The following is a 9,561-nucleotide window of genomic DNA, read 5'->3' as shown; positions in this document are numbered from 1 at the left end:
GTTCCACGGCCAGAAATCGAGAAAACGTCTTCCACTGGCATAATAAATGCACCGTCGATTGCACGTTCCGGTTGTGGTATGTAACTATCCAACGCTGCCGCCAATTTCAGTATGGAAGGTTCGCCGATATCGCTTTGATCGCCTTCTAGTGCTTTCAGCGCCGAACCAACAATGATCGGCGTGTCGTCACCTGGGAAGTCATATTTAGACAATAGTTCACGTATTTCCATTTCCACCAGCTCTATGAGCTCAGCGTCATCCACCATATCCGCTTTATTCATATAGACGATGATGTAAGGAACGCCCACTTGGCGCGCCAGCAGTATATGTTCACGCGTTTGCGGCATTGGACCATCAGCAGCCGACACTACCAATATGGCTCCATCCATTTGTGCCGCACCCGTGATCATGTTCTTCACATAATCCGCATGCCCAGGACAGTCCACATGTGCGTAATGACGATTCTCTGTTTCATATTCCACGTGTGCCGTATTAATGGTAATTCCACGCGCACGCTCTTCCGGCGCTGAGTCAATCTGATCGTAGCTCTTCGCTTCCCCGCCAAATTTCTTCGTCAATATCGTCGTAATTGCCGCTGTTAGCGTCGTCTTACCATGATCCACGTGTCCTATCGTACCAACATTTACGTGTGGCTTCGACCGCTCAAATTTACTCTTTGCCATGTCTTGTTTCCCCTTTGCGTGCTTTAACCATACTATTTCACATACAACCTATGGAGCCCATGGCCAGGATTGAACTGGCGACCTCTCCCTTACCAAGGGAGTGCTCTACCACTGAGCTACATGGGCAAGCATAAACAACTCTACTTTACCGTTTTACCTGCTAATTCCCATTTGGAGCGGGTGAAGGGAATCGAACCCTCATCGTAAGCTTGGAAGGCTTCTGCTCTACCATTGAGCTACACCCGCACTAGTTTGCTGCTTGCAAGAAGCACAACTTAAACTTATACCAACAGGAGCTAACGCCCTGCTATCCTTACTGCATTTCCAAAATTGGTGGAGGGGGAAGGATTCGAACCTTCGAAGGCAGAGCCGTCAGATTTACAGTCTGATCCCTTTGACCGCTCGGGAACCCCTCCGAACGAAACGGGCGATTATGAATATATTGCGCTCATAAGTCAATCTAGATTTAACGGGAAGTTGTAGATAGATAGGGATTAATACCATTTGCAGTTTTTTGACAAGAACACATTATGGTTGGTAGCGTATGTTTCGATGCCACAAAACTTCGTAATCTGTAAAAAGCAGCGAATCCTGCTCTTAACTTATTATGCCAAGTGAATTCTTGGATCAACCCAAGTGTACGATATATCAGTCAAGACCAAGCCTATGATATATAACAGTGAACCTAAAAAAACCATTGCTCTCACAATCGCAAAATCCTGTGAATTAATCGCATCAATGGTGTAGCTGCCTAACCCAGGGATACCAAAAAACGATTCAACCAGCAGACTGCCGAGAAATAATAAAGGCACCACAACAACTGCACCGGTTAAAATTGGAATCAACGCATTCCCAAGCACATGCCGGAATAGCACAATGCGCTCGGATAGTCCCTTGGCTCTGGCTGTACGCACATATTCCTTGTTCATCTCTTCCAGAAAAATAGTGCGATACCAGCGTATATTGGATCCCGCACTACTGATCACACCAATGATCACCGGCAAAAATAAAAATTTTGCTGCATCGAGTCCGGTTTCGTAACCGGATATGGGCACCCAATGCCATAGTTTACTGATCAAGAATTGTCCGACGATGATATAAAATAGGCTGGAAATTGACATCAGCGCCACGCATGAAACTACACCCAAGAAGTCGATGTAAGTGGCACGAAAAAAAACCATCAGCAACGCACAAGTAATGTACACAACCAAACCCAACACAAAGACCGGCAATGCAATCGCCAGACTTGGCAGCATGCGCGACTTGATTTCCTGAGCGATATCCCGGCCATCATCCGCTTTGCCGAAATCAAAAATAAACATGGATACCGATTTTTCAAAAAAGATCGTACTGGTCAATTTATCCAGGTTTTCTGCTTCTTGGTTGAATAATAGCGGCTTATCATAACCTCGTTCCGCTTTCCATTTTTCAATCGCTTCGGGTGTTACATACTTAATACCTAACTGCATCCTCGCCATGTCATCCGGTGTATTCACGACAAAGAACAACATGAACGTAATGAGATTAACTCCGATCAGAATCGGAATCGCATAAAAAATGCGCCTGATGATATAACTTAGCATTTAACTTATCCCGTAGTGTCCGAAGAAGTTGCACGCACAGCGGTACTGCTCTCGTGACGGCGAAAGGCATTTACAGCGGGAACAAAACTAACTGCCAGTACAGCCAAAATCAACGCTACAGGCCATATGACCGGCTCATTCCATTCAGCGCGCTTTTGCGTCCTCAAAGCAGTATCGATTTTGAAATATTTCAGATTATTATTTGATATCCGGTTGGGTTTTACGTTCTGATACCATGCATGGTACAAACCATAATCCTTCGGATGATACCCCCATAACCACGGCGCATCTAAGCGCAGTATCTCAATCATGCGATCAATAATCTGTTGCCGCTGAGGCCCGTCCTCCATATTTTTCATCTGTTCAAACAGCCGGTCATATTCTGCATTAAGATAATTCGCCGCATTCTCGCCACTATTACCTACTTTACGTTGTGGTCCGTACAATAAGAATAGAAAATTTTCCGCGTCTGGATAGTCGGCATTCCAGCCCCACTCAAAAATCTGCGCATTCCCTTTGCGGATCTTGTCCTGAAAACGATTGTAATCAGTACTTCTCACGACCAGCTGGATATTTAATTTCTGAAATTGCTTACGCATCCAATCCAGTCTGGATCTATCTTCAGCACTACGCGCAGTCACATCAAAATATAAAATGAGCGGCGCACCCGTTCGTTGATCCATTCCGTCCGGATAACCCGCTTCCGCCAACAATGCCTTTGCAGCTTGTATTGACTTACGCTTTGGCTCACCGTTTACCCAATCGTACACCACGGGATTGACGCCTTCCTCACCTTCCCGGTAACCCGCAATACCAGGCGGAATAGGGCTTTGGGCCGGCATTCCACGGCCATTGGCAAAAATCGAAATAAACTCTTCGTAATCCACCGCAATCGAAATCGCTTGGCGCAGTTTTCTGGCCGATTCCCGTTCTCGTTCATTTCTGCCGCCGACGACTGGATCGAGCATATTAAATCCCATGTAGTAGGTCGATGCCGCCACCGCCGTCTCCAGCCGTATCCCTTGCTCAGCCATGGCCTCGGTCACCGTCGCTTCTCCCTGCCCTACCAGCTGCACGGCTTGATCAAAGCTATCCGAGCCAATTCCACTGGCATCGTAATAGCCTTGCAGGAATTTATTCCATCTTGGAATACTCTCCTTTTCCCGAGTGAAAATAATTTTATCAATGAACGGTAATTTCTTACCAGCATCCACGAGAAGATCATTTTCTTCATCTCCCGGCATACCTTCAGCAGGATAGTATTCATCATGGAAGTTCGGATTCTTCTCCAATACCATCCGTGAATTAGGATCGTTCTCGGTCAGCATATAGGGGCCGGTGCCAACCGGATACCAATCCAATGTGATATTTTTTTGTTTTAATCCTTGCTGCGAATAAAAACGATCAGCCTCCCACGGAATCGGAGCAAAAAAAGGCATCGCCAACCAATACACAAATTGCGGGTACTTACCTTTTATTGTGATACGGTAAGTATATCTATCGACAACTTGCACGCCTTCCAATTGATAATCTCTTAAATCCAGGAATGTTTTTTCTTCCGGCCGGTTCTGATCGGCTTGCTTCAATACATCGGCATATTCCCTGAGTCCGGCAATATAATCAGCCATCAGTCCGTAAATCGGTGAATGCAATTTTGGATGCGCCAACCGTTTGATCTGATAAACATAATCTTCCGCTACCAATTCCCTGGTGCCAGTTTGCGAAAAATCCGCAAGCTTGCGCACGGACGCCATTTCCTGCCGGTTTAGATCATGATACAACCAGTGACCTTGCGCATCGCGAGCAAATGCCGGGTGTGGTTGAAAATGTATTCCCGCTTTGATTGTAATTTCATACACACTGTAGGCAATATCATCCGGTTGCGCATCACCCGGCAATTGATTGCCATGAACATCCCGATACTTCACTACAGGTATTTCTTCTGCTGTTGCTGGAATCAACACGAATGGCCGCTTTAAATAATGATATTGCAGCGGAGGCTCATAGATTTGTGCGGTGAATTGAATTTCGTTGGAACTATAGGATTGCACCGGATCCAGATGTTTTGGCCGCTCTGTGAATACCGTATAGAGAATGTTTTTTTCCGTATCTTCGGCCACATAGGGATTATTCCATTGATGCCCGCTGCATGCGGTAAGCCAAGCAAAAAGTATCAACAATCCAGGTAAGAGAGTCCGTTTATCCATTGCAATTTCGATTCTATGGAATCCATGTTTTAAGTAAAAATGACACTAGCACCTTATATATCTTCCTTCACACAATTCCATCTTATGCCACCCATCGGCTATAATTTGACAATTCACTCAATTCTACAAGGAAATTATATGGGGTTTCTGGCAAATAAACGCATTCTCATCACCGGGCTGCTCAGCAACCGGTCTATTGCTTACGGTATTGCAAAAGCTATGAAACGAGAAGGCGCCTTGCTGGCTTTCACTTACCAGGGCGAAGAAGTTCGCGGCCGGGTGGAAAAGCTGGCGGCAGAATTTGATAGTAATCTGTTATTTCCTTGCGATGTCGCCAATGACAATGAAATCGCTGCATGTTTCGACAACTTGCAGAAGCATTGGGATTCACTCGACTGTATTGTTCATTCCATTGCTTTCGCACCGCGCGAAGCATTAACCGGTGATTACCTGGAAAGCGTTAACCGAGAAGCTTTCCGTATCGCGCATGACATCAGCGCCTACAGTTTTTCTGCACTTGCCAAAGCCGCATTACCGTTAATGCAAAACCGCAATGGCGCTTTTCTGACATTAAGTTACTTGGGTGCTGTCCGGGTCATGCCGAACTATAACGTTATGGGTCTGGCTAAAGCCAGCCTCGAAGCAAATGTCCGTTTTATGGCTTCCAGCTTGGGTCCGAAAGGTATCCGGGTCAATGCCATTTCCGCCGGTCCGATCAAAACATTGGCCGCCGCAGGTATCGGAAATTTTGGAAAATTGTTAGGTTATACCGAGAAAGTCTCGCCATTACGCCGCAATGTAACCACGGATGAGGTCGGCAACGTTGCCGCTTTCTTATGCAGCGATCTTGCCAGTGGCATTACCGGGGAAATAACTTATGTCGATGCAGGATTCAACACCGTTGCGTTTAATCTCAACGATTAACGATTAAACACAGAGTGCAATAACTTCAGGAAACTAGAAGCTGTCTTGTTTAACTTTTACATCATAGCGCTGCCTGAGTGCAGCTAAGTATGACGAGACTTCTTCTTGTGTAATCATTTGCTGGAGTTGTTTGGTAAAACCATCCATCTTGGCTTTATCCACGGATTCGGATTCAACGATCTTGTTGATTCGTATCAGATTAAATCCACCTTTTGGATTGATAGCTCCCGTATACACTGGCAGATCATTTGTCTTCGCTCTAAAAACAGCTCTCAATGTCTCATGATCCAGTCCTTGCGGCTGCATATAAGAAATTTGTTTGGCTTCGTCCCAGGTAACATCACTTACCTCTTCTCCAGCCTGTAAGCGCACGAGCTTGGCTTGTCCTTCTTCCACCGCTTTCGCCTCAGCCATTTGCTTTCTAAGCTTTCCCACGATCTGCTCTCGGACGACCTCAAGCGATTGCGTCGTGGCAGGCTTATGCTCAAGAATGCGGGCTGACACAAATGTATCGGGTTTTACTTCAACTGCTTCAGTATTACGGTGATTTGAAATCACATCTGCTGAGAAAATTGCTGACAATAGTTTCTCATTTGCAAGAATAGACGGCTCTGCCTTATCTCTCGTAATCCAATCACTCACTTGTGTGGACAGTTCAAATTTCTCTGCAGCAGCTTGTAGATTATCGCCTTGTTCGTAAACGATATTACTGAAATCTTCAGCAATCTCTCCAAAAATATTGCTGACCATCTCTAATTTAAGCTTATTTGCAATCTGTTCCCGCACTTCTTCCAGATCAGGACGTTTCTCTTCCTTGATTGCGGTCAGCTTGATTACGTGGAAACCAAAATTTGTTTCCACGATATCGCTCACTTCGTCCAGCTGCATTGAAAAAATTTTATCTTCAAAGGCTTTAACCATAGCACCGCGGCCAAAAAAACCTAGGTCTCCACCACGCATTGACGAACCTGGATCATCCGAATCTTGCTTAGCAATTTCTGCGAACTGCTCCGGATTTTGCTTGATTTTCTCCAGAACGCTTTCGGCTTTTTCCTTCGCTGCGCGTTTCTCGTCATCCGTGGCATCAGCCGCAATACTGATCAAAACATGGCTAGCTTTGCGCTCTTCGGCTTTACCAAATTCATTCTGATGCTCGGAGAAATAAGTATTAATCGCTTCGTCACTCACTGTTTCATTTCTAGCTACTGCATCCAGCGATAACACCAAATATTCGACTCGCGCACGCTCCGGCAAATCAAAGTCAGCTCTATGCTGGTCATAATAACGGGTAATGTCGGATTCTTCCGGTGTCACTTGTGATAGGAATTGTTCAGGAGCGATCTGCGATTGATTGATCTCGCGCTTAACTTCAGTGAGATAGTGCACTTTCTCCGCAACCGCTTTGGGAGCAAACGCATTGTCACTATAACCGTCCAATAATTGCTGAAGCAAAAGCTCCTGACGTACGCGCGACTCAAATACTGCTGGAGTTAAACCCTGATTACGCAACAATTCTTCGTATTGCTGCTTGGAAAATTTACTATCTTTCTGAAATGCGGGAGCTTCCCGGAGAGTTTTAATTACCTGTGAGTCCAGTACGGTAAAACCGTTGCTAACAGCTTCCCGGTGTAATAGTCTCTGCTGAATGAGCCTTTCCAGCACTGAGTTCCTTACCTCAAAAGTATCCAGCATCGCACTATCGAAATTCGCACCCAACATCGCGCGCATTCTTTCATGATGATCACGTAATGCTTGCTCATACTCACGCCGTGGAATTTCTTCACCGTCCACTACTGCAACATAACCTTCGCCACCCATCGTACGATACGACTCAACACCCCAAAACAAGAAGGGTAATATTAACAAGCCCATAAAGACTTGCACGACACGTTTTTTACGGTTGACGAAATCAAACACAATTAGAACCTGAGAATGCTAGAAAGTGAAATGACGATCAAAGAACTTTTTACTTCTCGTAAGCTGATAAACCTAATTTGGCGGAGTGGACGGGACTCGAACCCGCGACCCCCGGCGTGACAGGCCGGTATTCTAACCAACTGAACTACCACTCCTAGAACTAGCAAATTTGACTGGTGGGTGCTGACGGGATCGAACCGCCGACATTCGCCTTGTAAGGGCGACGCTCTACCAGCTGAGCTAAGCACCCGGTCAAGAAAGTGCGCTAGTTTACTGCATCTTTAAGCGCTTTACCAGCACTGAATTTAGGAACCTTCGCTGCTTTGATTTTAATTGCAGCGCCCGTACGGGGATTACGGCCTGTACGTGCAGCCCTTGTGCCTACTTTAAAAGTCCCAAATCCGACCAAAGTTACACTTTCATTTTTTTTGAGTGCCCCTTTTATTGCTGCTAACGCGCCATCTAATGCGCTGCCCGCGGAAGCTTTAGAAATTTTAGCCGATTTTGCGATAGCTTCGATGAGTTCGGATTTGTTCATATAATTCCCCTTCTTGGTTAATGGTAATTAAATCACAAGCAAGTACTGCAGACGCTCTTATATCAAGCCGTTAACGGCTGGTCAAGCGAATTAGCGTGTTCTCGCCGCACCATTTATCAAGCAAATCAACTGTTTCAGAGAATACCGGTCAACAGCGTCAGTTAAAAATTTCATAAAAACAAATAACTAGTCACCAGAAGCAGAGTTAACTGGAAGTTCTCAGGATAAATTCTACGCTAATAAATTTCCGCCTTTTGTTCACGGTTTAACAACACTTCGACCGCTTTCTTGGCGGATACTACGCCATGCAAAATATCGCAAACCGCTTGAGTAATGGGCATCTCAATATTCAATTGCTTGCCTAATTGCAATACCGATTTCGCCGTGTGCACACCTTCGGCGACATGCCCTAATGCATCTAAAATATCTGTCAGCGACTTTCCTTCCGCTAGCATCAATCCGACTTGTCTATTTCTGGATAAATCACCCGTGCTTGTCAGAATCAAATCACCAACTCCAGCCAGCCCCATGAAGGTCTTCATGTCTCCTCCCAAGCCAAGCCCTAGTCGCATAGTCTCTGACAATCCTCGTGTAATCAGGGCGGCCCTGGCATTATGTCCAAAACCGATACCATCAGAAATGCCTGCCGCGATGGTGATCACATTTTTTACCGCCCCCCCGGTTTCCACCCCGACAACATCCTCACTGGTATAGATGCGTAGTCTTGCACTATGCAGTTCGGCAGCCATTTTATTGGCGAAATCGATATCTTTAGATGCCAGTGTCAAAGCGGTTGGGAGACCTTGAGCTACTTCTTCCGCGAAACTTGGCCCGGATAACACACCGCAAGGTGGCAATCGGCCGGAAAATTCTTCAGCTGCAATTTGATGCGGCAGATAAGTTGTTCCCGATTCAAACCCTTTGCACCCCCAGATGACCGGCACCTTGATATTACAGGTAACAATGGCCCGCAATGTGTCACGCAAACCGGCAACAGGCACAACGATTAGCGCCAGATTAACGCCCTCCAACGCATCATCCAGCGTTGCAGTAATCTTCAGAGATTCAGGCAGTGAATGGCCTGGCAGGAAAGCTTGATTAATTCGTTGACGATCCATCTCAATGGCATGATCCGGATCCTTTGTCCATAGATGAATCTGATGGCGCGTTGATAGGCTAATCGCTAAGGCGGATCCCCATGCACCCGCACCCAGTACCGCAATTTTCATGACCCCCAAACCTGATTGACTTTGACATAGCCGGCTTGACCGCCAGAGTGCCGCACTTTGACCCAGCCTTTGCTATCGGAGTCCAACCATTCCAAGACAATATTCTCCTCAGCCTGGAACACTAATTCCGAGTTTGCATCGGCTGATTTGTGGATACTGGCCAACGGTACCGTCACCACCACAAAACGCTGCTGACTCAGTGTTTTCTTTTCAACCCAAGCAAGACTTCCACTACTATCGCGAACTTTTGCCCAACCATCGACATCCACCACCACTTCGACAGGAAGATGACGATCCGCCACGAATAGCTTGTCGGCTTTCAGCGATGGCGCGTCATACATGACAACGGCGCTATCGGCAATTGAGAAAAATTCCATCTCAGCCACTGCATAACCGGGAGATTGCAGAAAAATACCGGTCAGAAAAATTCCTACTTTATTTTTTAACCAGCATGAATCAATCAGTGAGCTTTTTTTCATG

General features: G+C 46.1%; 8 protein-coding genes and 5 tRNA genes. 1 reads left to right on the top strand and 12 read right to left on the bottom strand.

From position 1 onward, the window contains the following. The 6 genes from BLU57_RS02475 to BLU57_RS02450 form a co-directional block, all read right to left on the bottom strand. The coding region (locus tag BLU57_RS02475; RefSeq protein ID WP_143026929.1) for a GTP-binding protein at positions 1-683 on the bottom strand (683 nt) is incomplete at its 3' end. A gap of 51 nt (positions 684-734) precedes the next feature. Continuing rightward, positions 735-809 (bottom strand) — tRNA-Thr (locus BLU57_RS02470). A 46-nt stretch (positions 810-855) separates the two neighbouring features. Further along, positions 856-929: transfer RNA gene (locus BLU57_RS02465), tRNA-Gly, on the bottom strand. 85 nt (positions 930-1,014) lie between these two features. Further along, a tRNA-Tyr gene (locus tag BLU57_RS02460) sits at positions 1,015-1,099 on the bottom strand. A 189-nt stretch (positions 1,100-1,288) separates the two neighbouring features. Beyond that, on the bottom strand, positions 1,289-2,266 hold the full coding sequence (locus tag BLU57_RS02455) for an ABC transporter permease (RefSeq protein WP_090315678.1): 978 nt from the start codon (positions 2,264-2,266) through the stop codon (positions 1,289-1,291). Between the two features lie 5 nt (positions 2,267-2,271). Beyond that, the gene (locus BLU57_RS02450) at positions 2,272-4,473 is read right to left on the bottom strand and encodes an ABC transporter substrate-binding protein (protein ID WP_090315676.1); all 2,202 of its coding nucleotides are present in this window, start codon (positions 4,471-4,473) and stop codon (positions 2,272-2,274) included. Between the two features lie 138 nt (positions 4,474-4,611). On the opposite strand from BLU57_RS02450, the gene fabI reads away from it, so the two are divergent. After that, positions 4,612-5,397, top strand: coding sequence for an enoyl-ACP reductase FabI (fabI, locus tag BLU57_RS02445; RefSeq protein WP_090315675.1), 786 nt, complete (start codon positions 4,612-4,614; stop codon positions 5,395-5,397). 33 nt (positions 5,398-5,430) lie between these two features. On the opposite strand, the gene BLU57_RS02440 is transcribed toward fabI, so the two are convergent. The 6 genes from BLU57_RS02440 to BLU57_RS02415 all read right to left on the bottom strand — a co-directional run bounded on the left by BLU57_RS02440 (position 5,431) and on the right by BLU57_RS02415 (position 9,560). After that, complete coding sequence (locus BLU57_RS02440; RefSeq protein WP_090315673.1) at positions 5,431-7,314, bottom strand: SurA N-terminal domain-containing protein; 1,884 nt, start codon at positions 7,312-7,314, stop codon at positions 5,431-5,433. Between the two features lie 78 nt (positions 7,315-7,392). After that, positions 7,393-7,469 (bottom strand) — tRNA-Asp (locus BLU57_RS02435). A gap of 19 nt (positions 7,470-7,488) precedes the next feature. Continuing rightward, positions 7,489-7,564: transfer RNA gene (locus tag BLU57_RS02430), tRNA-Val, on the bottom strand. A gap of 15 nt (positions 7,565-7,579) precedes the next feature. After that, positions 7,580-7,852, bottom strand: a complete 273-nt coding sequence (locus tag BLU57_RS02425) for an HU family DNA-binding protein (protein WP_090315671.1) — start codon at positions 7,850-7,852, stop codon at positions 7,580-7,582. Between the two features lie 236 nt (positions 7,853-8,088). Further along, the gene (locus BLU57_RS02420; protein WP_090315669.1) at positions 8,089-9,081 is read right to left on the bottom strand and encodes an NAD(P)H-dependent glycerol-3-phosphate dehydrogenase; all 993 of its coding nucleotides are present in this window, start codon (positions 9,079-9,081) and stop codon (positions 8,089-8,091) included. Beyond that, positions 9,078-9,560 (bottom strand): SH3 domain-containing protein, encoded by a 483-nt coding sequence (locus BLU57_RS02415; RefSeq protein WP_090315666.1) that lies wholly within the window; start codon positions 9,558-9,560, stop codon positions 9,078-9,080. Before BLU57_RS02415 ends, BLU57_RS02420 begins: the two co-directional genes overlap by 4 nt. Position 9,561: the final 1 nt, after the last annotated feature.

Source organism: Nitrosomonas oligotropha (genome assembly GCF_900106555.1).
In the GTDB taxonomy this organism is placed as follows: domain Bacteria; phylum Pseudomonadota; class Gammaproteobacteria; order Burkholderiales; family Nitrosomonadaceae; genus Nitrosomonas; species Nitrosomonas oligotropha_A.
The sequence above is the reverse complement of the archived record's forward strand: the minus strand, read 5'-3'. Positions and strand labels throughout refer to the sequence as shown.

Coding starts and splice junctions, on each gene's coding strand:
- BLU57_RS02455 (WP_090315678.1), bottom strand. CDS start 2,266: ATGCTAAGTTATATCATCAGGCGCATTTTTTATGCGATTCCGATTCTG.
- BLU57_RS02450 (WP_090315676.1), bottom strand. CDS start 4,473: ATGGATAAACGGACTCTCTTACCTGGATTGTTGATACTTTTTGCTTGG.
- fabI (WP_090315675.1), top strand. CDS start 4,612: ATGGGGTTTCTGGCAAATAAACGCATTCTCATCACCGGGCTGCTCAGC.
- BLU57_RS02425 (WP_090315671.1), bottom strand. CDS start 7,852: ATGAACAAATCCGAACTCATCGAAGCTATCGCAAAATCGGCTAAAATT.
- BLU57_RS02420 (WP_090315669.1), bottom strand. CDS start 9,081: ATGAAAATTGCGGTACTGGGTGCGGGTGCATGGGGATCCGCCTTAGCG.
- BLU57_RS02415 (WP_090315666.1), bottom strand. CDS start 9,560: ATGAAAAAAAGCTCACTGATTGATTCATGCTGGTTAAAAAATAAAGTA.